We start from the raw sequence: 23058 nt of genomic DNA, 5'->3' as shown, positions 1-23058 counted from the left end.
ACCCGTCCGCCGCTAACATCCGGGAGCAAGCTCCCTTCTGTCCGCTCGACTTGCATGTATTAGGCACGCCGCCAGCGTTCGTCCTGAGCCAGGATCAAACTCTCCGAAAAAGTACAAAACCGAAGTTTTGCTTTTCGCCAGTTTGACTGACTACCTATGAAGTATCATAGGATTTTTTTATAAAAACTCGAATTAACAGGTACGTTTTGTCTTGTTTAGTTTTCAAAGATCATGTTCAAAATGGAGCGGGTGATGAGAATCGAACTCACGACATCAGCTTGGAAGGCTGAGGTTTTACCACTAAACTACACCCGCGTGGTTTGTATTGGCGCGCCCGAGAGGAGTCGAACCCCTAACCTTTTGATCCGTAGTCAAACGCTCTATCCAATTGAGCTACGGGCGCTTAATCAGGCGACTTAATTATCTTAACATATCGTTTTTTTTAAGTCAACATCTTTTTAAAATTTGTTTGTCGCATGCGTGTGAACGTTTGTGTTTCAAATACGTCATCAGCGACGAATAAAAATATACCATGGATTACATAAAAGGGTCAATACATTTTTCTAAAAAAGTTTCATGTTTTTTAAAAATGATTTTTTCTTAGATAAATAGACATGTAATAGCCCTATTTTCTTCTCTTTCTTCATAATTCCAATGATTCTTAAATAAAATCTTTCTAAATACAAAGGAGGACAAAACATGGCCACATAGAATTTTTATTTATTGGAAAATTCTTAATATTTTTCCAAGCATTTAAAGGAGGTAGGAGATGATGAAAAAGTTCGTCGCTTTTCAAATCATGATCGCTTTGGTGATAGGAGCTCTTATCGGCCATTTCTTCCCTGACTTCGGAATGGCACTGCGGCCAATTGGAGATGGATTCATCAGGCTGATTAAAATGATCGTTGTTCCAATCGTTTTCTCAACCATTGTTATTGGTGCAGCCGGCAGCGGCGGCATGAAGAAAATGGGCAGCCTTGGATTAAAGACGATCATTTGGTTTGAGGTCATCACAACCATCGTTCTTGGGATCGGTCTATTATTGGCAAATGGACTAAAGCCTGGCGTTGGCCTCGATTTCTCTAAATTAGCTAAGAAAGATATTGGGGAGTTAGATGGTTATACGGAGAAAGTCGTTGACTTTAAACAAATGGTATTAGATATCATTCCAACCAATATCGTCGATGTTATGGCTCAGAATGATTTACTTGCTGTCATTTTCTTCGCCATCTTATTTGGTGTAGCGGCAAGCGGCATCGGTAAAGCTTCTGCTCCTGTTCTCACCTTCTTTGAATCAGTGGCACAAATCATGTTTAAGCTCACACAGATGGTGATGGTGACAGCACCTATTGGGGTTCTTGCATTAATGGCTGCTTCTGTCGGCCAATATGGCATTGTTTTATTAATCCCAATGATGAAGCTTGTCGGCACTGTATTTTTAGGATTATTCATTATTCTCTTTGCTTTATTCCCTCTGGTCGCACTGATCTTCCGTTTTAACTACTTCGAAGTATTAAAAATGATTTGGGATTTGTTCCTTGTTGCCTTCTCTACTACGAGCACTGAAACTGTCCTTCCTCAACTGATGTCACGAATGGAGAAATACGGGTGCCCAAAAAGAATCGTTTCCTTCGTGATTCCATCTGGTCTTTCTCTCAATTGTGATGGATCAAGTTTATATTTATCGGTTTCCTGCGTATTCCTTGCACAAGCGTTTGGTGTCGACATGAGTCTGTCACAGCAGCTGTTGATGATGCTTGTTCTTGTGTTAACGAGTAAAGGGATTGCAGCTGTGCCATCCGGTTCACTCGTTGTTCTTTTGGCAACCGCTCATGCAGTAGGTCTTCCAGCAGAAGGCGTCGCCATCATAGCCGGTGTTGACCGAATTATGGATATGGCACGAACAGGCGTGAATGTTCCAGGGCATGCCGTTGCATGTATTGTCGTATCTAAATGGGAAAAAGTATTCCGTGAGTCAGCATGGGAAGTTCCTAAAGCAGGTGAAGAAACAAAAGGGATGTAATGTTATATGAAGGAAAGGGGTCACCCTTTCCTTTTTTATGCTAAAAATGTTTGCTTAAGTACGGCTTTTCCTTGAGGCTGCAGCTGTACTTCTGCATATGCCCCATTAATCAGCGTCATTTGCGGCGGGACATGCCCACAATCTATATCGTAAAAAATAGGGATTTGTAGTTCCTTTTGTAATTCTTCATATACATCCTGATACTGATACCCTTCAACAGGCACATCTACTGCACTTCTCCCAAACATCATACCTGAACAGTGATCAAACCACCCTGCTAGTTTTAATTGAACAAGTGATCTCTTCACGCTTGCAGCATTTAATTCGCAGTTTTCGAAATACCAGAGAATTGGTTCATTGTTTATGAATGTTTTCTGAAAAGTTTTGACGTCCCCATAAGGTGTCCCTGCTAAATGACGTATGACATCAATGCAGCCACCTAGCAGTCTTCCCTTTACCATCTTTTCTTGTTGATCAATCGTATGCCATGCAGTAGATTCTGTTAAATGAAAGACATGTTTAATCGGATCGTCACGCTTCCATTCCTTTTGATACATAGATGAAGAAAACTGGCTTATGGCCATTTCCCCTTTTGTTGAAAGCACCTCTTCCCACATGACAGTCGTTTGATCAAGCTCTTCTCCCTGAAGATCTACTAAGTTCGGCCCATGTGCAGTGGCAATGCCTGTTTTTAATGTCAACGCCAGCAGGAGTGCACTCGTATCTGAGTAACCAAGAATCCACTTTTTCTTCATCGATGAGAAGTCGAGGTGCTCTAACACTTCCATAAGCAGCTGTCCTCCCCATGGCGGGATGATGTGGTCAATATCATCACATGTCATCATGTACTGAAGTTCGTTTGCTCGTTTTATCGCAGGGGCAGATTTTGCCTTTTCCTGCTTCCAGACCGTCTCACCACATATGACATCATAGCCTCTATTTTTCATTCGTTCACATGAAAGCTGAAACATGTCATGTAAAGATGGCTGTACACCTGAGGAAGGTGCTGTGACGCCAATTGTTTGTCCTTTTTGCAAATGCGGAAATTGTATCATTGTGCTTCCCTCCAACCTCTATCTCTCTTAACCTATCCATTTTAAAGAAAATGCCCCTTTTATAAGGGACATCTCTTCTTATTCCTTTTGACGCAGTACAGTATAGACTCCTGCAAAGATACATAGAATCCCAATGAATGAGCGTATCCCCATCTCTTCACCTAAAAGCAGCCAGCCAAGAGCTGTCCCTACGATCGGTTGAAAGAAGAAGAACAGACCGCCGCTCGAGGCATCCATCAATTGAAGCCCTCTATTCCACAAAAAGAATGCTAAAGCTGTTGAGATGATGCCTAGATAGAGAATGCCACCCCAAATTTCTGGTCTTGCCATCTGCTCCACATCTAGATGAGGTAAACGAAATAGAACAGGTGGTGTTAAGACAATGAATGCAATGATGATCGCATATGTGGTCGTCACGACTTGAGGGTACTTTCCTGGAACCCGTTTCAGCAAAACAGACATGAGCGCCCATGTAAAAGCAGCGATGACGAGTGAGAGACCGCCAATAAATTCATCTGTTTGCACTGCGACTGGTCCAATCATGAGCCATACACCTGCTGTAGCAAGCAGGATGGATGCGCACTTTCGAACAGTCATGACTTCTTTTAATAGAAAGAACGCAAACAGCACCATAAAGGCAGGGGTCGCAGAAGTGATCACAGCCCCCATTTGTGCCGACGTATACATGGTGCCGATTTCTTGGGTCACAATTGATAGGAAATTTCCGATCAATCCGATCATGACAACAAGCGGGATATCTTTTTTATCTAATCGAAAGGAATAGCCCAAGCGCCAAATGGTGCACACCAGCACGATTCCTGCTATAGCATATCTCATCCATACAAGCTCAAGCGGCGGAACCACCGCTACTGTTACTTTGACAACAACGTACATGCCGCCCCAAATACTTGCAGCGATTGCTAAGTAAAGGGCGCCTATATATTTTTCATTCATCATTTTCCCTCCGTTATTGGATATTTTGAGTACCATATCCACAAACGGAGATCACTCTCCGTTATGGACGGAGAGCATTTGGAACATCATGTTCAAACAAAGGTTTCCACAGCATTTGTCGTCACTCCAATTATTTTTATTTTCTGATACTTTATAACAAATTCTGGTTGACTTCAATCCTTTTTACACCTTTTTTCTTCATATAATAGAAGATAACCGGCTATTGACATGCTGAATTCGTTTTCATATAGTAAGTAAAACTATAGGTGGCCACGCACAAAAGGAGTAGAGGACGTTGGATATTGAAGCTAGGAAACACATTCCCCGCACGGAACACGAACCGTTTCTCGAGGGAATAAAAGATTGTGTGCCAACCCTGCTCGGTTATATGAGTATTGGGTTTGCCTTCGGAATTGTTGGAATTAGCGCACAGTTAAGTATATGGGACATTGCGCTTTTATCGATTTTTATTTACGCAGGTGCTTCACAGTTTATTATCTGTGCACTGCTTGTTACGGGTAGTCCCCTTTCTGCTATTATTTTCACCACATTTATTGTGAATCTGCGTCATTTATTGCTCAGCCTGACGCTTGCTCCTCATTTTACACGCTACTCTGTGAAACAAAATATTGGGTTCGGTCTTTTGCTGACTGATGAATCCTTTGGTGTAGCGATGAATAAATTAGCGCAGCAAGGAAAGCTGAATAACAGGTGGATGCACGGGCTGAACATAACGGCGTATTTATGCTGGATTGCGGCCTGCATACTTGGCGGCATTTTTGGACACTGGATTTCAAATCCTGAAGCGCTTGGTCTTGATTTTGCTTTATCAGCGATGTTTGCTGCACTGCTAGTCCTTTCGTTACAGACAGTACCCAAAAATAAGTTAACTCATCGCCTATCGCTTGTTTTGTATATGGTCGTTGCCATGTTTGTTCTGCTTCATTTTGTTCCATCACATGTGGCTGTTCTCTTAGCAACTGTGCTTGTCGCAACCATTGGGGTGGTGACAGATAAATGATCAGCAGCTTTATGCTATGGCTCATTGTTGGTTGTATGATCGTCACCATCATTCCAAGGGTCGTACCCTTTATTTTTGTAAGAAGTATTCAGCTGCCTGAAGTGGTGCTGAAATGGTTATCGTTTATTCCTATTTGTATCTTTACAGCTTTGATTGCAGAGCATCTCTTCATCCATACAACAACAGGCACAGGCGTCACTATCCATTGGATGTACCTTGCTGTCTTGACTCCTACTGTACTCATTGCTGTTTGGACCAAAAGCTTGTCACTTACTGTTCTTGTCGGCGTCATGCTGATGGGGACTGCCAGATGGTTTTTCTAAAAGAAAAAGCTTAACCACATGCGGTTAAGCTTTTTTTCATTTTACAATTCCGTATACAAATCCATCATAACCTTTTTCACCAACAGTTTGAATCGCTGTTGCCTCTATTCTAGGCTCTTGTTTGAGTAAATCGAAAAATTCACGAGTTCCTTGTACTCGTTCATCCTCATCAGAGTCATGAAGGACGGCTCCATTTCTGACAACGTTGTCTGCAATAATGACTGTTCCCTTTTTCGAGAAATCTAATGCCCACTTTAGATAATTCGGGTTGTTCGGTTTATCTGCATCAATGAAAATCAAATCGAATGGAAGTTCAGCCTTCTCTTTTAACTGAGATAGCGTATCTAATGCCTTTCCTTCCAAAATGCTCACCCGTTCTGATAAGCCAGCTCTGCTGATGTTTTGCTGTGCGATCTGTACATGATGGCTGACAGCCTCTAGTGTGATGAGTTCTCCATCCTCTTCGAGAGCACGCGCCAGCCAAATGGTACTGTAACCACCGAGTGTCCCGATTTCTAAAATGCGCTTTGCATTCTTCGTTTTTGCTAATAAATAAAGCATTTTCCCTTGGGCTGGCGACACATCAATTTCTGGTAGATCCGCTTGCTTATTATGAGTAAGAGCTTGCTCCAATACATCATCTTTAGGGATCAACTTGTCTGTGATATACTCGTCAACTTTTCTCCACACTTGCTCCATTTCATCCATCTCCCTTGATTATGTCTTCTCTCTCAAGTCTACATGATGATCGTGAGAGCGTATAATCAATTCTTTTCACACATCTATTCATTTTTTTGATGAAAGACATGTGATGATGAATACATGAAGCAACCTACTAGTTTCGGTTCTACTGGTTCAGCTTATTTTTGACATCCCCTTTTTTGTCTTGAAGTTTTCCTTTTGCTTGATCCTTTTTCCCTTCTTCTTTCAGGTTTTGATGATCTGTTGCTTCACCAAGCTTTTCTTTGACTTGACCTTTGACTTGATTTGTTTTTCCTTTTGCTTTATCCATATGTCCTTTTTCTTCACTCATTTGTTCCACCTCCACGTTTGATACTATTCATTTAGCCTTTTTGAAAGATACAAAACATCTGAGTGTGCGCTCCAAGAAACTACAGCAACATAAAAATCCAGCCAAGGTCGGCTGGATTAAAAAATAATGATCTATAAGATAGACTTAAAAGCTTTAACCTGTTTTACTCTGATCGTACTCGACCAGATCACCTAGAATTTCGTCAATTTGATTCATCATCTCAGTTTCAATTTTCACCTCAGATGCTAAAGCATTCTCCCTCACCTGTTCTGGACTAGAAGCACCGATAATTGCTGCAGAAACGTTCTGATTTTGCAGTACCCATGCTATCGCAAGCTGAGCGAGAGTAAGATCAACCTCTTGTGCGACGGGCTTAAGCTTTTGGATCGCCTCTAAGGTGTTATTATTCATCCAGCGTTGAGCAAGGTTTTTAAAAAAAGGTTTTCCAGCAGTTGAGTTAGCACGCGAATTAGTCGGAAGTGATTTTCCTGGGAGATACTTTCCAGTGAGGATTCCCTGGGCCAAAGGCGACCATACTACCTGGCCAAGTCCTTCACGCTGGCAGGTCGGTATTACATCACTTTCAATGATTCTCCATAACATGGAGTATTGAGGTTGGCTGGCGATTAGGGGGACATTTAGCTCTCGTGCAAGCGCTGCCCCTCGAGTAATTTGTTCTGCTGTCCACTCACTTACACCAATATAGTTCACTTTACCCTGTCTTACTAGATCTGCGAAAGCTAACATCGTTTCTTCCAGAGGTGTAGTTGGATCAAACCTGTGTGCATAGTAAATATCAATATAATCCGTTTGTAAACGCCGCAAAGAGGCATGACAATTTTCCAAAATATGCTTGCGTGATAATCCTCTATCGTTTTTCCCAGTACCGGTTGGATGACATACTTTTGTACATAGTTCAATGCTCTCCCGCCGAATCCCTTTTAAAGACCTGCCTAGTATCTCTTCAGCCTTGGTGTCTGAATAAACATCGGCAGTATCAAACGTCGTAATACCCACATCAAGAGCAGCTTTCACACAATCATGGGCAGTTTCCTCATTTATCTTACCACCATGATTAATCCAATTTCCGTATGCGAGTTTACTAATTGTTAATCCACTATTTCCAAGTTTACTATACTCCATAACAATGTCCTCCTTTGAAAGAATACTTTCATTATAAAAAGAGGGTATTAATATGTATAATATATATATTCAGATAATTATATATATATTTTATATAATTAAAATATTTCCATTAAAAAAGCGCAAAACTGTTTGATAACAATCCTTTGAAATCATTTTACACAATAAGCAAGTATGAAATAGGGGGGCTTAAAAATGGATCTGAGACAAATACGTTATTTTATAATGGTTGCTGAAGAACTAAATTTTAGCCGGGCAGCTGAACGTCTTAAAATGGCACAGCCTCCATTAAGTCAAGAAATCCGAAAATTAGAAGAAGAGTTAGGTGTTACGCTTTTTCATAGAACGAGAAGACAGGTTGAACTTTCAGATGCGGGGAGAGTATTTTTAGAAGAAGCCCGCCGTACGCTCCTTCAAGTAAATAGAACGATTAACGCAACACAACTTGCAGATGACGGAAGAATAGGTCATTTAACGATCGGTTTCGTTGATTCTACTGATATTGTGATTGATATTATTAAAAGGTTTCGAGAAAGTTTCCCTAATATCCATCTTGTCTTATGTGAAATGGCTACAGAACAGCAGTTAAAGGCACTATATAAGAAAGAAATTCAAATTGGATTTATTCGTTCTAACCAAAATAATAAGATACTTACCTCAGAAATTTGTTGTGAGGAATCATTAAGCTTGGTTTTGCCAGAAAATCATCCTTTAGCTTCATTTTCCAAAGTTCCAATTCATTTATTAGCCAATGAACCATTTATCATGTTTCCACGTCATCTAGGTGCAGCATTTTATGATTTAATTATCAGCTACTTTTGGGAAAATAGCATAAGTTTAAACGTAGTTCAGGAAGCTATTCAAATGCATACGATTGTGAATTTAGTTGCTGCAGGAATGGGAATCTCTGTCGTCCCATCCTCAGTAGAAAGCGTAAAACGCTCAGGGGTTGTTTATAGAAAAATCCAAGAAACTACGCCAAAAGTAAATTTATATGTTTCATGGAGACAAGATGAAACGTCAACCGTCGCTGAGCACTTTTTAACAGTTGTGAGAGAAGCTTATTTAAGTTCTCAGTCTAAATCATGAGAATCCAGCCAAAGCCAGCTGGATTAAAAAATTATGATCTATAAGACAGGCTTTAAAACTTTCACCTGCTATGTACACGTTTCAGGTATGATAGACATAACGAGAAGAAGGGTTGGTGCTCTATGATTATCACTGAAAACATATTCACCGTTCGTGACTTGACCTATCGTATTCGGTCTGCTGCAATTGGCGATGCCAAGCAGTTATCAGCGCTCAGACTGAAAATTGATGGTGAAACAGAATATTTAGACCGTGAACCAGGCGAAGCCTTTCTTCATGAAAAAGATTTTGAGGTGTTGATTCAAGAGGATACCAAACAAAGCAGGCATTTATTTTTGGTCGCTGATATTGAAGGAGAACTTGTTGGTTTCTCCAGATGTGAAGGACATTCACTCAAACGCTCTGCTCACAAAGTGACTTTTGGCGTCGCCATTCAAAAAGATGCTTGGGGCTATCGCATTGGCAAAGAGCTATTAGCCGCTTCTATTGACTGGGCTGATCAGCAAGGCATCCAGAAGATGTCACTTCAAGTGCTGGAAACCAACCAAAAAGCCATTCGGTTATATGAGAACCACGGCTTTCTGATTGAAGGTGTATTAAAAAACGATAAACGGCTGAGTGACGGATTATATTATGATACTGTTGTGATGGGCAGACAGCGGCCAAGCTTCTGACTATTTACATCACATAGCTCCATACCATTGAAATCGCACTGTATATCAGGAGCAGTCCCATCACATACTGGAACGGTTTTTCGTAAGCAGTCAAAAAACGCTTATACAAAGAACCAAATAAGCTCCAGCTGAATGTACCGAGAAAGCCAATGAGTGCGAGAATCAGCGTCCATATGACATACTGCATATTAGATTGTCCATATGGCAAAACAAATGTTGAAATCACAGTCAATCCATACAAGATCGCTTTTGGGTTGATAAATTGCAGCATCATACCAGGGATAAAATGATTGTAGCGATCAAGTGTTTCGTCATCTCCGCCTTTACTTTTCATGATTTTGACCGCTAAATAAATCATGTATGCAGCTCCGATGAACGCCATGACCCAGCCTATTTTCGGCATCACTTGATAAAGAATGATATTAAAGAAGCAGCTCAAACACAAAATAACGAGAAATCCGATCCCCACACCTAAACAAAATCGAAATGTTTGCTTGACCCCATATTTATTCGTAAAGACCATGGCCATGATGTTGTTTGGCCCTGGGGTAAAGCTGCTAACAAAAGCATAGATCAACATAGATACAATCAAGATGAAACCTCCTTTATACGTTATATAGACTTTAATTACTTCATTACGTATGATGCGTTTTATTGTACCGTTTGATCTTTATAAAGTAAATAGAGAAAGGAGTTTTTTCATGGAAGACGTACAATCGATTATTTCGAAAAATGTGAGGCTTCTTAGAGATCAAAAAAAATTGAGCCTAGAAAAGATGGCCGAATTAACTGGTGTCAGCAAGACCATGATTGGACAAATTGAAAGAGGAGAATCAACCCCTACCATCACGACTTTGTGGAAAATAGCCAACGGATTAAAAGTATCTTTTAGTGAGCTCATTCACGCACCGCAGCCTGAAATCAAGGTAGTACGCAAGGAAGATGCACAGGTTTTAACTGAGGACGACGGCCGATATCGTGTGTACACGACTTTTCCTTTTGATGACCGGGGGAAATTTGAAATGTACCGAGTGGAAATTGATCGAGGCGGGTCGCTGCGTGCGAATGAACACATTGGAGGAACAGAGGAGTTGATCACTGTTTTTGAGGGAGTCCTTGATTTAACCATTGGTGATGAACAATACACCTTAAAAGCTGGAGACTCTATTCGTTTTAAAGCGGACCGGTCGCACACGTATCAACAAACCGGGGAACAAATGGTCCGAATGCAAATGATTCTTTATTATCCTCATGAAAAAAGCTGACAGGCTTGTCCACCTGTCAGCTTTGCGTTTTATTTAATTAAATCCTGGATCGCGTACCACTGTTCCAGTAAATGTGACTCTATATTTTCCTAATCCTAATTCTTCAATAGAGGTTTGTTTTAAAATCCCGACCCAGCCATCCTCTGCATATACAATACTTTCTGGGATGTTTGATGTCGTATATGTTCTTGTTACTGAAACAGTTCGACTGGCCTGAGCCGTTATTTCACTGTTTGTTTGCTCCTTTGCTTCCACTGGAGCAGTTGTGACTCCAGCACCCGTTAAGACAATTGCTCCAACCAAAACAGAAGACATGACCTTTTTCATAAAAAAATCCCTCCCTTTTTTTGTTGAACGTATAAACTATACCATAATTTAGAACTTTTGTAAGTTATTTTTTCATTTTTTAGAAAATTATGATATCATTGTCTTATGCTGGATAGTGAGTGTTACATACTTCTATGATTTTATCCTCATCTCAATCTAGTGAAACAATTGTGAACGGAGGTGATTTCATGAAAAAATGGCTCATCTGTTTTCAACTTGTTTTCCTCTTCACTTTGACAATCACACCATTTGCTTCTGCTGCTTCATGTCCTACAGTGAAACCATGTGTCATTGATCCTTAAGCATAAGAAAAGGCCGATCAAGCCTATTCACTTGATCGGCCTTTTTATTTATTTTTGCTCTGCTTCCCAGCGGGCAACCTCTTCTCTTACTTTAGGAGCCACTTCTTTACCAAATAGCTCAATGGCTTTTAGCACTTGATCATGCGGCATTGAACCAACCGGTACATGAAGCATAAAACGTGTGATGCCGACATTTTTTCTAAGGTGGATGACTTTCTCTGCCACGGTATCTGAATCTCCTACATACAGCGCGCCTTCTAAAGTTCTCGCTGCGTCAAACGTAGAACGAGTATAAGGTCCCCAGCCTCTCTCTCTCGCTAATGTGTTCATCACATGCTGTGTCGATGGGAAGAATTGATCTGCTGCCAAGTCTGTTTCTGCCGCAACAAATCCATGCGAATGTGATGCTACAGTTAATTTCTCAGGATCATGTCCAGCGTGCACTGCCGCTTGCTTGTACAGCTGAACGAGAGGTGCGAACTGTCTAGGACTTCCGCCAATGATTGCGAGTACAAGCGGTAACCCTAGTAATCCAGCACGTACGACCGATTCACGGTTTCCTCCACTGCCGATCCAGATTGGAAGCGGATCTTGAACAGGTCTTGGGTACACCCCAACATCCTGAATGGACGGGCGATGCTTTCCGCTCCATGTTACACGCTCTGACTGCTGTAATTTGAGCAGCAAATCAAGCTTTTCTTCAAATAATTCTTCATAGTCATCCAGGTCATAGCCAAAGAGCGGGAATGATTCAATAAATGAACCACGGCCTGCCATAATTTCTGCACGTCCGTTTGATAGTCCATCAAGCGTTGCAAAATCCTGAAATACACGAACAGGATCTGCTGATGAAAGGACCGTCACTGCACTTGTCAGACGAATATTTTTTGTTTGTGTTGCTGCAGCCGCTAAGACGACAGCTGGATTCGATGCGGCGAAATCCTCACGATGATGCTCACCTACGCCAAATACATCGAGACCGACTTGATCTGCTAAAATAATTTCTTCTACTACTTCTCGAATACGCTGTGCGTGACTGACTGTTTTTCCTGTTTGAAAATCAGGTGTTGTTTCGACAAATGTACTAATTCCTAGTTCCATGATTGGAACCCCCTATCTTATAAATATGTCACAAATTCAGAAACTGGCTTTCTATAGCCTCTCGCTTGTCTGCTCTCTACTTTTTCTTTTCCAAGTGTAATCATTAACACAGGAACCAAATCTGATTGAATGTTTAATACCTTTTTCATTGCTTCGGGATCAAAACCGATCATCGGGCAAGTATCCCAGCCTTTATTTTTAGCCGCAAGCATCAACAGCATGGCAGATAAGGAAGCATTGCGAATCGCTTCTTCCTTCTGGAAATCTGCTCCTCTCTGCTCATAAAAGCTCACGGTCTCTCTGACCATTTCTTCATATTGCTGCGCATTGATAATGCCTAGCATTTTCAGGCCTTCGTATATGTTCCCTGCGTGCTCATAAGCATTTGGATCTCCGAGTACGATGATCGCTGCTGAAGCAGAGTGCACTTTATATTGTCCAAATGCCGCTTCTCTTACTTGTTCTTTCAGCTCTTCTGTTTGGACGACAACATATTGTGTGTGCTGTAAGTTAAAAGCAGATGGTGCCAGCTTGACCTCTTCAAATATGCTGTTAAGCTCTTCTCTCGAAATCGAGATATTTGGCAAAAAATTTGATGCGGATCGTCTTTCACGTACCAATGTATCAAAGCTGAGTGTCATCTTGTTTCCCCTTTTCGCGAAGTTGTTTTGCACCTAAACCGATTTTTTTTAGTAATTCAATCAGCTGTTCTTTTTCTTCTTTTTCAATAAAGGATAGATTTTGCGAAATGACATCTGTGTGTTTAGGGAAAATGTCGTCAAACAATTGCTTCCCTTTTTCCGTAAGCCGTACATGGAATACCCGCTTATCTGAAGGCGCACATTGCCTTTTCACCAGTTCTTGTTTTTCTAGTTTGTTCACGACATATGTCATGCTTCCACTTGGGATTGACAGGATGTCGCTAATTTTTTGAACAGGCTGAGGCCCTTTACTGTAGAGCAATTCAAGGATTTGAAAGTTTTCAAATCCGATATCATAACGTTCAATGTCTTTTTGGATATTTGTAAAAAGGGCTTGATAGGCTTTCATCCACACGCGGAATAGCCTTAAATCTAATTCATGATCATGCTGCACCATGGCAACTACTCCTTTTTCAAGAAATCCTAAAACTAGGATAAATTTATCCTAACACTAGGATATTTTCTTGTCAACGAGTTTATTTCATAAAAAAAAAGACCACCTTGGTTCAGTGATCCTCTTCTTTTAAGATAAAATGTACTTCCTGTAACGAAAACCTAAATTCAAGATCCGCCGGTTAAAACAGAGTAATTCCTCTTCCAATCATGACAGGTACGATTTGAAAAAAAGCTCCTCGACCAATCTTGCTTGTATGAAAGATTGAAGCAGTCCCCCGCCGCCGACATTCTTTCATTTTTTTACAAATGATAAGATATTTTCGGGATGATATGCGTTCCTTCGCTAAATATCCATCGATACTCATCGCCCCACATACCTTTTTTCCTTTTTACGATTCCTGTTCCACCTTGACGAGAAGTTCGTATAATTTATGCGCGAGCTTGCCAGCCTCAATGGTCATTTCTTCATGAATCCATTCCTCGAGTACACCCACGACACCAGACACGACAAAAGAGGCCTCGATTTGTTCATTTTCTGTAATCGGCCGCTGATCAAGCTGCCACTCTTTCATGATTTTTTCTTTGAAAAATGCTTTGAATTGATTGGTTGTTGGGCCATTTGGTTTTACAAATAACGTCAACATATATTGATTCTCTTTCAAGTACTCAGTCGTTTTATTTAAAAAGGAAAGCATATCAAGAGGGTCCTGACTTGGAAAGGTTTCATCATATAACCCCCCAAGCTGATCGAATAGTTCTTTCTCAAGCTGTTCATATAAATCAAACACATCTTGATAGTGCAAATAAAAGGTTCCCCTGCCTAAATCCGCTTTCCTTGATAGCTCTGATACCGTAATCTGCTGCACTTCCTTATCCTTTAGCAGCGCAAGAAAGCTTTCCCGAATGGCTCTTTTTGTTTTGATTGTTCTTCTGTCCTTCATGAAATTCCCTCCTTTTCTGAACAATTCGGCGCTTAATGTCTATTTATGAACAGGATCTCATCCATTGCCGATGTTCGGTTGGTTTACTCCTTATTATAATCAACACATGTTCAATAATCTATATATGTTCAATAAAGGGGGACCATCATATGTTTCATTTCAGACTTGCTAGAGAGGATGAACTGCCTCAAGTGGCAGAGTTGTTAGATGATTCGTTTCAGGACTATTCATTTTTTGACTTATTATGTGAAAAGGTCTCAAGACGTTCTGCTTTCGCTCGTCAGCTGCATTTGATCAATACAAAGGTGTACTTTCAGCATCAAATCTGTTTGGTCGGGGTTGAGAACGAAAAAATTGTGACTGCTGCCCTTTTAAAGCATCCGCGTCTTCCTGAACCAGGCGTCATGGATTATGTGTTATCAGGTGGGTTAAAGCTGCTCTTCACTGGCGGTATATCAGCGATTCAGCATGTGTTCCGTGTTTTAAAGGAGGCGAAAAAAGCGTGTTCTTCCTTAAAGCAGCCTTACTGGTATTTAGAAGCACTTGTCGTGGCAAAAGACCAGCAAGGAAAAAAACTTGGAAGCCGCATGTTAAAACAATGTCTTTTTCCCTTTATCGCCCGGCAAGGCGGCGGACTGTTCACGCTGATTACACACAACGAAGCCAATCGTCATTTCTACCGAAAAAATGGGTGGGTGGAGTTTGATGAAAGGGAATTGCGCGGAAAGGAAATGTCCTTAGCAAGCTGGAGCTATAAAACCGTGATTAAATAAGGTATCCTCTTCAGGTGATGATATAATAGAGTCAGTTCAATCAATGATCATACTTGGAGGAGAGACTGATGATACGACGACTTGATCATATCGTGTTGACTGTACAACATATGGAGGACACCATTCGCTTTTATACAAACGTATTAGGGATGAAGGAAGAAACTTTTGGTGAAGGCCGTAAAGCGCTTCGTTTTGGTTTACAGAAAATCAACCTTCATGAAGCTGGTCATGAATTTGAGCCAAAAGCGGCTCATCCTCTTCCTGGATCTCATGATTTGTGCTTTATCACCGATTTAGACATGGACAGTTTGCTGCTGCACCTCCGGAAGCAAGTGGTTCCCATTGAAGAGGGACCGGTCAGACGCACCGGTACATTAGGTCCAATTGAATCTGTTTATATCCGTGATCCTGATCTGAATTTAATTGAAATCTCTCGATATATAGAGGAGGGTGATCCGTCATGACTCGTATATTTTTGAGACCGATTGAAGAGCAAGATTATCCTGGTATTCAAAGAGGGTGCCAGCATGCAGAAACACTTTATATGACTGGCACACGCAAAACGTTTACACTAGAAGAAATTCGCTCCGCCTACACCCGCTTTCTGCAAGATGACAGCAGACGAGATTTCGCCATTTGTCTGCTAGACACGAAAGAGATGATTGGGGATGCGGCGATTGTGGACATTGATCCAATCAATCATACGGCAAGCTTCCGCATTGCGCTTCACGGGCCGGAGCATTTTCAAAAAGGCTATGGCACTGAAGCGGTTCGGATGGTTCAAGCATTTGCCTTTGACACATTAGAACTCAACCGCCTTGAGCTTGAAGTCTTTTCCCACAATCCAAGGGCCTTTCGAAGCTATGAGAAAGCCGGGTTTCAATATGAAGGAAAAAGACGCCAAGCGCTCTATTTCAACGGTACATACTCAGATGTCATCATCATGGGCATCCTTCGTGAAGAATATAACCACATGATGAATACAGATGCTCCTGCTTAAGAAGGGTCATCTTTTTTAAAAAATTGAATCCCAATGACGATGATTAAACAAATGATGGAAGAGAGAACGATAGAGACACTTGATAGACTAAGCGCCATGCCTTCCCATCTGCCAATAAAGAAACTGACAATCAATAAAACCAAACCAAATAACATCAAGCATATAGGAACAATGAACCCCGTATGGCGCTGCCGGCGTCTTTTCCCCGCCCACCATGAGAGACAAAGGACAACGATTGTAAAAAAGGCGGTTTGCAGCCAGAACATGTATGTCAACTCCTATTCTCTTTTTTGATCCCATAACAATGGAGGTACTTCAAATGAACATCAGACTCATTGAGCAAAAAGACAACCCGTACATCGCAGCGATTATCCGCCAGTCACTAGAATCAGCGAATCTGGCAATTGAAGGAACAGCATACACTGATCCCCACCTTGACCAGCTTTTCGAATACTATCAATCATTGACTCATGCAGCCTATTGGATTGCTGAAGAGCAGGGTGGCATTGTGGGCGGTGTAGGGATTGCTCCTTTTACAAATGGAGTATGTGAATTACAAAAGCTCTATTTAAGTCCAAAAGCACAAGGAAAAGGTGCGGGCAAAAAACTGATGGATACGGCGCTGGAATATGCCTCTACATACTACGAAGCGTGTTATTTAGAGACCCGCCGGGAATTAACAGCGGCTACAGGCCTTTATCAGCGATATGGATTTTCTCTTCTTTCAAAACCGCTTGAAGGCTCTGAGCATTCTGCAATGGATGCTTGGTATCTCAAAACCTTCTCATCTTGAACCATAAAACAATCGATAGGTTTTGATCCTCTGAAAGCCTAACTTCTCTGCTAGGTTGATTGAAGCTAGGTGATGGACATCGCAATCCCAATGCGGTGTCCTCTTTTTTTCAAGACAGATGCTGATCATATGCTGAGCTGCCAGCAGTGCCAAACCTTTTCCTCGATAAGTCTCATCTGTCCAAATATCAATCTCCGCACGATCTTCACTTAAAAAAATGGAGACACATTCACTCACCACGTTCTCTCCATCAAAAATGGCAATTCCGATTCCCTTTGATAGAAAGCGATCTGCTCCTCCCCAATAGGCTTCGTAATAGCTAGGAGAAAAAGCACTGCTTGCAATCATCACCTGCTCATTTGTCCGCTCTACTCTATAGCCTTGATGAGGCTGAGTGACATGAGAATGTGCCTGTGGATAAACGTACGCATGTCTTTCCATCTCATTCAGATGTAACCCAAGGCATTTTTTCATCAACGCATCTGTTAATGGATTCGCTGAAAATATGGTAAATCGGCCGTTTTGTCTTTTCTGCCTTTCGTACACATCCACAATGAAGGCTGAGCAGCGTAACAGCTCCACTTCACTTCTTCCTGCAACATAATAAATGCCGCATGAAGTTTCGAGAAAATAAACAAGCGGATACTCTGCATGATCTACATAAAGATTTCCTTGGATAAAACCATCCATGACCGCATCTACAAACACTGGATATGCCGGGTCAATCTGACGAATTCCTTCTTTCATTAATAGTGCCTTTTGCTGCCTCAATAGATGCACGATGCTCCCTCCTATCCTTCCATTATAAAGAAAAAACGGCTGACACATGGAGAATTCTTTGCAAAAAAGGGATTTTGCATTAAAGGCGCCATTTTAAAAAAGAGACCTCATGTAAAAGGTCTCTTACTTCTGCATGATCTTATTCTGCTGATGCTTCTTCTGTCACCTTACCCTTCCAAATCAGAGTTAAGCCTAATCCAAGAAATAAGACAACACCTGCGAATAAAAATGGAAAATGAATATTTTGATCGAATAAAATACCGCCTAGTGCCGGCCCGAAAATCGTACCTAGGCTTGTGTAGGTGGAGTTCATCCCTGCAACAAATCCTTGCTGGTTGCCAGCAATTTTTGATAAAAAGGTCGTTAATGCTGGGCGCAATAAATCAAACGCAAGGAAAATGACACATGTGACAATCAGGACAACCAAAAAGCCTGACACAACGGTTGAAACGAAAGCAAGGACAGCCCCGATAATCAGACATAGCTGAATCACTCTTTTTTCTCCTATGGCATTTACCAGTTTACCAAACACAAGTACTTGGATGATAACCGCCACAATCGAGCTGACGGTAATGATCACGGCAATATCTTTTGGACCAAATCCAAACTTATGATTTGTAAACAAGCTAAAGACTGTTTCATATGCAGATAGTCCAAATGCGAGGACAAACACAATGATAAAGGCGATGAGGTAGCTTGGATGAATTGATTTTTTCAAATCTTTAAAGAAGGTCGATTCCTTCACTTGATCCATCTGCTTCGCTCGCTCTTCTTTTGTTAATGGCTCCTTTAGCAAAAACATAGACGAAATGACGGCTATAAAGGCAATCCCTGCTGCAAAGAAGAATGGTAGGCGTACGCCGTATTCTGCAATAAATCCGCCAATCCCAGGACCAATAATAAAGCCGGTACTAATGGCCGCTGACACATATCCCATTGCTTTTGATCTTTCTTGAACGGTCGTGATATCTGCGACATAAGCAGTGACAGCCGGCATAATAAATGCCGCACTAATACCTCCAAGCAGCCTTGCAAAATACAGCACATACACATGTGTCCCAAGACCAAAGACTAGTTCTGATAACGCGAATAGAAACAGCCCAGACACAATCATAATCTTTCTTCCGTAGCGGTCTACCCATCTACCTGCAATAGGTGATGCGATGAGCTGAGCAACGGCAAACGCCGCCACAAGGTATCCCATTGTACTCCCTGTTAGATGCATGACATTCATGAATAGCGGCATGACAGGAATAATGAGACCGATGCCTAAAAACGCAATAAATATATTACTTAATAAAATAACGAGTACTGCTTTTTGCTCACGAATCGGTTTTTGCATGATGTTTGTTTCCCCTTTACTGACTCACTTGTTACTCATGATGGTTGATTCCGTGAATAAACAATGAGATCGCCTCTTTTTGTAACTCTTTCTTCTGCTCGATGGTGTCATTTTTATATAACACGTCTAATCCATAAAAAACGGAAAGTAGTATTTTCACTTTTGACTCCACATGCTGGATCGACCAGCTGCCATCCTTGTTTCCTTCAAGTAAGATATCTCTCATCACATCATCAAAATCGACATCAATCTTGTTCAGCCGTTCCATGACTTCGTCTGATGTAAAGGCACTGGCACAAAATTCCTCACTCGCTCTCATTAATGGGTAGTTAATACCCATTTGACTGAGCATCTCTGCAAATGCAGCGAGCTTATCGACAGCCCGGTGCTGTGTTTTCTTCTCCTCATGCCACGTTTCCATCATCAAACGATGATCCTCTTCCATAATATGAAGAAACAAAAACTCTTTTCCTTTGAAATGATGATAGAGATTGCCTTTACTAACCTCAGCAGCCTCTAAAATATCGCGCACGGATGTTTCTGAATATCCTTTTTTCGCAAATAAATCACGAGAAGCGGTAACGATTTTTTGCTTCGTCTTCTCACTCTTTCCAGCCCCGCTTTGTGTACTTGTCATGTGTCACAATCCCTTTCTACCCTGCATTTCTTCATGCAGACTAAATAAAACCGACCAGTTGGTTTATTTTTTAATTATAAATGGATTTTCCTTATAATACAATGAAAAAGTCATCGACTTCATAAGGAGTGATTCATGTGAAAACAAACAAAACAGTCATTTGCGCTATCACCAAAAAGGACTTATATGTATTTTTCTTCTGCGACCTTTTCATGGCTACTTTGGTGTACTACGTGTTCAAATTCAAACCAACCACATTTTATGAATGTGCAGGGGTCATGGGAAGTATACTATGTCCCTTTTTGATGAAAAAGTGGATATACCGGTGATTTCCCTTTTAAGTGTAATCCGTCATTCATTTAACTTTTCTTTATATTTAACTTCACTTAAATATAAAGATTGCCTATAATAAAAGAGAGGTGATGTCATTGGATGAGGAAATCATTCATTACGGTAAAAAGATCATTGAATACTCGAATGCATTAGGCTCAATTTATGTAGAAGAGTATCAACGATTTTTAAAACATGAGTATGCAGATTTATCAGCCAAACAAGAGCTGACACTTGAGCTGCTGCGCACGAAAACGAGAACAATCAATGAATTAGCTGATTACTTTTCGATTTCTGCCAGCGCAGCTAGCCAGCTTGTATCAAAGCTTGAGAAGCTCGGCTATGTCAAACGAGAAATTAATCCACATAACCGAAGAGAAATCATTGTTGATTTTGCTCAAAAGGGCCATGACTATCACAAGAATACGGAAGACATTCAATTGCACCTTATTCAAAAATACTATGCCAAGCTTCCAAAAGAAGATTTAAAAACATTACTATCTCTATACGAAAAAATCTATCAGATTGCGAAAGAAGCGCCTTAATACGGTGTTTCTCTCATCAACATTTAAGCTAGTTAAACTATTAAGGGGATGAAAATATGAAAAGCGTTCATTTACAAGATGGCCGTCACATCGGTTTGACTCAATACGGTGATCCTGAAGGGTTTCCAGTATTCTTTTTTCATGGGACACCTGGATCAAGAGTGATGTTTTTAGATGATGATCCAATCTCTCAAGAGCTCGGCATTCGTCTCATCTGTTTGGATCGACCTGGATTTGGTTTATCTACCCCTCTCCCTGACCGTACAATTTTAGACTGGGCAAAAGACGTGCTGGAAGTGGCAGATGATCTTGGCATTCAACATTTTTCAGTGATGGGTGTATCTGGAGGCGGCGCATTCGCTGCTGGCTGTGCCTATCAATTGCCGGATCGCGTCCTTTCAGCTGCACTGATCTCAAGTACAACCCCTTTTCGGGACGGAAAACCGCCTAAAAGTATGCTGAAAGAAAACAAATTGGCTTTTTTCCTTAGTAAGAAGTTTCCTTGGCTATTGAAAGCAAGCTATCGTTCCCAGAAGAAAATGATTGAGAACAAACCAGAGAAATTTAAGAAGCTGGCCAAAAACGAAAACAAGCATTTACATCCATGGGATCGGCAATTCCTTCAAACCGATGAGCAGTTAGAAATGATGATGACACATTTACACGAAGCGACTCGTCAATCGGTGGATGAATGTATTCGTGAACCTATTTTACTCTCGAAGCCATGGGCATTCGAAATGAAAGATATTCAAATCCCTGTTGATGTATGGCATGGGAAAGAGGATACGATGGCTCCATTTGTAGAAATAGAAAAAATAGCTCAGGCGATTTCAAACGTCAAAACCTATTATATAAATCAAGCGGGGCACTTTCTTACAGATGTAGACGATATTTGGCGAGATATTTTACTCTCTTTAAAGGAACGTGCTGAACGTCAGGAACATGCATAAAAAAAGACCCGATATTACTCGGGTCTTTTTCTTCATTAATATTGTTCATAATACCTCTGCACTTTAACTGGATCTTTTGTCTTCGTTAGTGCCAGCATGAGCAGAATGCGTGCTTTTTGCGGGTTTAATGAATCAGACGACACAAAGTGATGTTCATCATCCGTTTTTTCGTGGGTGACAATTCCATTACCCGTACGGCTTGATCTCACGAGAACCACATCTTTTTTCACAGCATCTGTTGCCCCTTTGATGGCTTCTGTAGACATCGTTCCATTTCCTGCTGCGGCTACGACAATCCCTTTCGCTCCTGCTTTTACTGCGGCATCATACATATATTTTTGATCATTTTGATAGCCGTATAAAATATCGACTTGCGGTAATTCTTTTATCTTTGATACATCAAATTCACTTTCAGTCGTATGTTTTCTTGTCGGTTCGTTATAAAAGGACACCACTTCACCAGTAACTTCCCCGATGTATCCTTGCTCAAGTGACTTAAAGGAATCGGTTGTGGTCGTGTTTGTTTTCGTAATAAAACGAGCCGAAGCAATTCGATCATTTAATGTGACCATGACCCCTTTGCCCTTTGCTTCTTTTGTGGATGCAATTTTCACAGCATGATACAAGTTAAGCGGGCCATCTGCACTGATAGCCGACGCTGGTCTCATTGAGCCAACGACCACAACAGGCTTATCACTTTTGACAACCAGATGTAAAAAGTAAGCTGTTTCTTCAAGTGTATCTGTTCCATGCGTGATGACAATGCCATCCACTTGATCATCTTTTAATAGCTCATTCACTCGTTTGGCTAATTTTAAAAGAAGAGCGTCATCAACATTTTCACTTCCAACATTCGCTACCTGCTCACCTGTAACATTTGCAATATCCTTCAGCTGTGGAACTGAAGCAATGACTTTATCAATGCCAAGTGAACCAGATTTATAGCCCGTCGTATCTGTATCACTGTCTGAACTGCCAGCAATCGTCCCGCCTGTGGCTAATACCTTAATATTTGATAAGGACTTATTCCCTGTTTCAACCGCATTGTTTTTCTCTTTTGTTTCATTGGATACGTTTTCTTTTTCGCTTTGAGTATTTTCTTGAGTGCCTGTGTTCGCACAGGCTGCTGTCACTAGTAATAAAACAGAAAGAAGGACAGCACCTAACCATTTTGTCATGTTCATTGGATCATCTCTTTTCCTCATTTGATGGATTTCATGGCTAAATCTCTTCCTATAGGATTTACTTTATACCATACCTTCATTCATCGGCATGAGGCTAAAGATATATAACCAATTAAAGGTAAAAAGGGCATTATATTAAAGATTTATTCAATTCTTTATACCTAAATTCGATTTAATTCAATTGAATGTTGAAAGAAAATTAGATAAAGCGTGTCTATCTTTTTTTCATCAAATAATCGGTATCCTTTTGAGCGATCTTCGCAGGACGTACAAGATCCTGTTCTATATAGTGACGAAAAGTATATTTTGTGATGCTTAATAGCCTTCACTTGGTACATATCTCCTACGCTTGACCACACAGTCAATCATGCCAAAA

At 40.9% G+C, this 23058-nt stretch carries 28 protein-coding genes, 2 tRNA genes and 1 rRNA gene; 12 read left to right on the top strand and 19 right to left on the bottom strand.

The features are described 5' to 3' along the window. The 3 genes from ACLGGR_RS14400 to ACLGGR_RS14390 all read right to left on the bottom strand — a co-directional run. Window positions 1–110 (bottom strand): 16S ribosomal RNA (locus ACLGGR_RS14400); the annotation flags it as partial. A 131-nt stretch (window positions 111–241) separates the two neighbouring features. Further along, window positions 242–315, bottom strand: a tRNA-Gly gene (locus ACLGGR_RS14395). 11 nt (window positions 316–326) lie between these two features. Beyond that, window positions 327–403 (bottom strand) — tRNA-Arg (locus ACLGGR_RS14390). 369 nt (window positions 404–772) lie between these two features. Here ACLGGR_RS14390 and gltP point away from each other — a divergent pair. After that, entirely contained in the window at window positions 773–2023 is a 1251-nt protein-coding gene (gltP, locus tag ACLGGR_RS14385; RefSeq protein ID WP_142946598.1) for a glutamate-aspartate/proton symporter GltP, read from the top strand. A 35-nt stretch (window positions 2024–2058) separates the two neighbouring features. Here gltP and ACLGGR_RS14380 read toward each other — a convergent pair whose 3' ends face one another. Next, complete coding sequence (locus tag ACLGGR_RS14380; RefSeq protein ID WP_410973321.1) at window positions 2059–3078, bottom strand: S66 family peptidase; 1020 nt, start codon at window positions 3076–3078, stop codon at window positions 2059–2061. A gap of 78 nt (window positions 3079–3156) precedes the next feature. Then, complete coding sequence (locus ACLGGR_RS14375) at window positions 3157–4032, bottom strand: DMT family transporter (protein ID WP_323650526.1); 876 nt, start codon at window positions 4030–4032, stop codon at window positions 3157–3159. A gap of 295 nt (window positions 4033–4327) precedes the next feature. On the opposite strand from ACLGGR_RS14375, the gene ACLGGR_RS14370 reads away from it, so the two are divergent. Together ACLGGR_RS14370 and ACLGGR_RS14365 are read left to right on the top strand one after the other, a co-directional pair. Next, on the top strand, window positions 4328–5053 hold the full coding sequence (locus ACLGGR_RS14370) for an AzlC family ABC transporter permease (RefSeq protein ID WP_251216963.1): 726 nt from the start codon (window positions 4328–4330) through the stop codon (window positions 5051–5053). Further along, the gene (locus ACLGGR_RS14365) at window positions 5050–5376 is read left to right on the top strand and encodes an AzlD domain-containing protein (RefSeq protein WP_039176830.1); all 327 of its coding nucleotides are present in this window, start codon (window positions 5050–5052) and stop codon (window positions 5374–5376) included. Before ACLGGR_RS14370 ends, ACLGGR_RS14365 begins: the two co-directional genes overlap by 4 nt. Before the next feature lie 36 nt (window positions 5377–5412). Here ACLGGR_RS14365 and ACLGGR_RS14360 read toward each other — a convergent pair whose 3' ends face one another. From ACLGGR_RS14360 to ACLGGR_RS14350, 3 genes are all read right to left on the bottom strand, one after another. Further along, the gene (locus tag ACLGGR_RS14360; protein ID WP_410973320.1) at window positions 5413–6075 is read right to left on the bottom strand and encodes an O-methyltransferase; all 663 of its coding nucleotides are present in this window, start codon (window positions 6073–6075) and stop codon (window positions 5413–5415) included. Between the two features lie 148 nt (window positions 6076–6223). Further along, complete coding sequence (locus tag ACLGGR_RS14355; protein ID WP_252057462.1) at window positions 6224–6409, bottom strand: CsbD family protein; 186 nt, start codon at window positions 6407–6409, stop codon at window positions 6224–6226. A gap of 153 nt (window positions 6410–6562) precedes the next feature. Then, window positions 6563–7552 (bottom strand): aldo/keto reductase family protein, encoded by a 990-nt coding sequence (locus tag ACLGGR_RS14350; protein WP_169057544.1) that lies wholly within the window; start codon window positions 7550–7552, stop codon window positions 6563–6565. A gap of 195 nt (window positions 7553–7747) precedes the next feature. Here ACLGGR_RS14350 and ACLGGR_RS14345 point away from each other — a divergent pair, with 195 nt between their 5' ends. Continuing rightward, the gene (locus ACLGGR_RS14345) at window positions 7748–8641 is read left to right on the top strand and encodes a LysR substrate-binding domain-containing protein (RefSeq protein ID WP_410973319.1); all 894 of its coding nucleotides are present in this window, start codon (window positions 7748–7750) and stop codon (window positions 8639–8641) included. 122 nt (window positions 8642–8763) lie between these two features. After that, a complete protein-coding gene (locus ACLGGR_RS14340; RefSeq protein ID WP_142946604.1) occupies window positions 8764–9315 on the top strand; it encodes a GNAT family N-acetyltransferase in 552 nt (183 codons plus the stop codon). A gap of 4 nt (window positions 9316–9319) precedes the next feature. On the opposite strand, the gene ACLGGR_RS14335 is transcribed toward ACLGGR_RS14340, so the two are convergent. Further along, window positions 9320–9907, bottom strand: coding sequence for a LysE family transporter (locus ACLGGR_RS14335; protein ID WP_142946605.1), 588 nt, complete (start codon window positions 9905–9907; stop codon window positions 9320–9322). A gap of 109 nt (window positions 9908–10016) precedes the next feature. Here ACLGGR_RS14335 and ACLGGR_RS14330 point away from each other — a divergent pair, with 109 nt between their 5' ends. Continuing rightward, entirely contained in the window at window positions 10017–10580 is a 564-nt protein-coding gene (locus ACLGGR_RS14330; protein ID WP_142946606.1) for a helix-turn-helix domain-containing protein, read from the top strand. A 33-nt stretch (window positions 10581–10613) separates the two neighbouring features. Here the strand turns inward: ACLGGR_RS14330 and ACLGGR_RS14325 are convergent, their stop codons facing one another. The 5 genes from ACLGGR_RS14325 to ACLGGR_RS14305 all read right to left on the bottom strand — a co-directional run bounded on the left by ACLGGR_RS14325 (window position 10614) and on the right by ACLGGR_RS14305 (window position 14348). Next, window positions 10614–10907, bottom strand: a complete 294-nt coding sequence (locus ACLGGR_RS14325; RefSeq protein ID WP_024425427.1) for a hypothetical protein — start codon at window positions 10905–10907, stop codon at window positions 10614–10616. Between the two features lie 350 nt (window positions 10908–11257). Then, complete coding sequence (locus ACLGGR_RS14320; protein WP_410973318.1) at window positions 11258–12310, bottom strand: LLM class flavin-dependent oxidoreductase; 1053 nt, start codon at window positions 12308–12310, stop codon at window positions 11258–11260. A 17-nt stretch (window positions 12311–12327) separates the two neighbouring features. Then, on the bottom strand, window positions 12328–12951 hold the full coding sequence (locus tag ACLGGR_RS14315; RefSeq protein WP_410973317.1) for a nitroreductase family protein: 624 nt from the start codon (window positions 12949–12951) through the stop codon (window positions 12328–12330). Next, window positions 12935–13408 carry a MarR family winged helix-turn-helix transcriptional regulator gene (locus ACLGGR_RS14310; RefSeq protein WP_251216954.1) on the bottom strand — a complete coding sequence of 158 codons (474 nt, stop codon included), beginning with the start codon at window positions 13406–13408 and terminating at the stop codon, window positions 12935–12937. The genes ACLGGR_RS14315 and ACLGGR_RS14310 overlap by 17 nt, the downstream gene beginning before the upstream one ends. Before the next feature lie 388 nt (window positions 13409–13796). Continuing rightward, complete coding sequence (locus ACLGGR_RS14305; RefSeq protein ID WP_251216953.1) at window positions 13797–14348, bottom strand: TetR/AcrR family transcriptional regulator; 552 nt, start codon at window positions 14346–14348, stop codon at window positions 13797–13799. Between the two features lie 149 nt (window positions 14349–14497). Here ACLGGR_RS14305 and ACLGGR_RS14300 point away from each other — a divergent pair, with 149 nt between their 5' ends. The 3 genes from ACLGGR_RS14300 (at window position 14498) to ACLGGR_RS14290 (ending at window position 16121) form a co-directional block, all read left to right on the top strand. Beyond that, window positions 14498–15121, top strand: coding sequence for a GNAT family N-acetyltransferase (locus tag ACLGGR_RS14300; protein WP_251216952.1), 624 nt, complete (start codon window positions 14498–14500; stop codon window positions 15119–15121). 68 nt (window positions 15122–15189) lie between these two features. After that, window positions 15190–15585, top strand: a complete 396-nt coding sequence (locus ACLGGR_RS14295) for a VOC family protein (protein WP_024425420.1) — start codon at window positions 15190–15192, stop codon at window positions 15583–15585. Continuing rightward, a complete protein-coding gene (locus ACLGGR_RS14290) occupies window positions 15582–16121 on the top strand; it encodes a GNAT family N-acetyltransferase (RefSeq protein ID WP_254806192.1) in 540 nt (179 codons plus the stop codon). The genes ACLGGR_RS14295 and ACLGGR_RS14290 overlap by 4 nt, the downstream gene beginning before the upstream one ends. On the opposite strand, the gene ACLGGR_RS14285 is transcribed toward ACLGGR_RS14290, so the two are convergent. Beyond that, window positions 16118–16387, bottom strand: coding sequence for a YesK-like family protein (locus tag ACLGGR_RS14285; RefSeq protein ID WP_410973316.1), 270 nt, complete (start codon window positions 16385–16387; stop codon window positions 16118–16120). The genes ACLGGR_RS14290 and ACLGGR_RS14285 overlap by 4 nt on opposite strands. Window positions 16388–16440: 53 nt before the next feature. On the opposite strand from ACLGGR_RS14285, the gene ACLGGR_RS14280 reads away from it, so the two are divergent. After that, a complete protein-coding gene (locus ACLGGR_RS14280; RefSeq protein WP_251216951.1) occupies window positions 16441–16914 on the top strand; it encodes a GNAT family N-acetyltransferase in 474 nt (157 codons plus the stop codon). Here ACLGGR_RS14280 and ACLGGR_RS14275 read toward each other — a convergent pair. From ACLGGR_RS14275 to ACLGGR_RS14265, 3 genes are all read right to left on the bottom strand, one after another. Further along, entirely contained in the window at window positions 16906–17694 is a 789-nt protein-coding gene (locus ACLGGR_RS14275) for a GNAT family N-acetyltransferase (RefSeq protein ID WP_410973315.1), read from the bottom strand. The two genes, ACLGGR_RS14280 and ACLGGR_RS14275, sit on opposite strands and share 9 nt — an antisense overlap. 139 nt (window positions 17695–17833) lie before the next feature. Further along, window positions 17834–19036 carry an MFS transporter gene (locus ACLGGR_RS14270; protein ID WP_410973314.1) on the bottom strand — a complete coding sequence of 401 codons (1203 nt, stop codon included), beginning with the start codon at window positions 19034–19036 and terminating at the stop codon, window positions 17834–17836. Window positions 19037–19067: 31 nt separating this feature from the next. Then, window positions 19068–19673 carry a TetR/AcrR family transcriptional regulator gene (locus ACLGGR_RS14265; protein WP_024427803.1) on the bottom strand — a complete coding sequence of 202 codons (606 nt, stop codon included), beginning with the start codon at window positions 19671–19673 and terminating at the stop codon, window positions 19068–19070. 422 nt (window positions 19674–20095) lie between these two features. Here ACLGGR_RS14265 and ACLGGR_RS14260 point away from each other — a divergent pair, with 422 nt between their 5' ends. Together ACLGGR_RS14260 and ACLGGR_RS14255 are read left to right on the top strand one after the other, a co-directional pair. After that, on the top strand, window positions 20096–20548 hold the full coding sequence (locus tag ACLGGR_RS14260) for a MarR family winged helix-turn-helix transcriptional regulator (protein ID WP_025093559.1): 453 nt from the start codon (window positions 20096–20098) through the stop codon (window positions 20546–20548). Window positions 20549–20604: 56 nt separating this feature from the next. Further along, window positions 20605–21498 carry an alpha/beta fold hydrolase gene (locus ACLGGR_RS14255; RefSeq protein ID WP_410973313.1) on the top strand — a complete coding sequence of 298 codons (894 nt, stop codon included), beginning with the start codon at window positions 20605–20607 and terminating at the stop codon, window positions 21496–21498. A gap of 35 nt (window positions 21499–21533) precedes the next feature. Here the strand turns inward: ACLGGR_RS14255 and ACLGGR_RS14250 are convergent, their stop codons facing one another. Then, window positions 21534–22682, bottom strand: a complete 1149-nt coding sequence (locus ACLGGR_RS14250) for a type II asparaginase (RefSeq protein ID WP_410973312.1) — start codon at window positions 22680–22682, stop codon at window positions 21534–21536. Between the last annotated feature and the right edge of the window lie 376 nt (window positions 22683–23058).

This window comes from Bacillus sp. BD48 (genome assembly GCF_046566805.1).
GTDB lineage: Bacteria > Bacillota > Bacilli > Bacillales > Bacillaceae > Bacillus > Bacillus safensis.
This window is presented reverse-complemented; position numbering and strand designations above follow the sequence as displayed.